This is a genomic window from Paenibacillus popilliae ATCC 14706, assembly GCF_000315235.1.
Classification (GTDB): Bacteria; Bacillota; Bacilli; order Paenibacillales; family Paenibacillaceae; genus Paenibacillus_B; species Paenibacillus_B popilliae.
Genome location: NZ_BALG01000458.1, coordinates 1 through 476 on the forward strand (window position 1 = coordinate 1; position 476 = coordinate 476).

2 protein-coding genes are annotated in these 476 nt (G+C 39.9%); both read right to left on the reverse strand.

From position 1 onward, the window contains the following. Positions 1-92, reverse strand: a 92-nt coding sequence (locus PPOP_RS26200; protein WP_006288368.1) for a helix-turn-helix domain-containing protein, incomplete at its 3' end; no start/stop codon positions are given. A 32-nt stretch (positions 93-124) separates the two neighbouring features. Continuing rightward, the gene (locus PPOP_RS18210; protein ID WP_042229976.1) at positions 125-310 is read right to left on the reverse strand and encodes a hypothetical protein; all 186 of its coding nucleotides are present in this window, start codon (positions 308-310) and stop codon (positions 125-127) included. Positions 311-476: the final 166 nt, after the last annotated feature.

The window sequence follows — 476 nt, forward strand, 5'->3', positions numbered from 1 at the left end:
TTATATAGCAAACGGCAACGTTCGAGAATGAAATCGATTTTTTCGCGCTGCTCTTTGTTTGGATAGAGACGATATTTGAAAGCTACCAACATGACCAACAAAGCACTTCTCGCTGTCGTTTTTGTTATTTTCCCTGTCCCTCGGACGTAATCAATTGTCGTGTATCCTTTAATCCACCATAATTTGTCATCGTAAATGGTCTTTCAAATGTCTCTGTTTTTTGATCTACCGGACGTCCGGCAAATACTGAAGTTGATAACGAAAAACAAAGGATAATTGCAAGGAATAGCGAGATCATTTTCTTTTGCATTTTAAAAGCCCTCCCATAGATTTCTATATCATTCAATAACATATATTACTACGCAAGGGATAAAAATCAACCCGTGACGACTCCCCATAGCTAAAGCTAGGGGCTTCTCAGATCATCGAGTTCGTAACCTCATCTCTCCCTGATGGCTCCGTCCGAGCCAATATAT

Bases quoted from the DNA above. Each gene is read 5' to 3' on its own strand.
- PPOP_RS18210 (WP_042229976.1), bottom strand. From the start codon at position 310: ATGCAAAAGAAAATGATCTCGCTATTCCTTGCAATTATCCTTTGTTTT.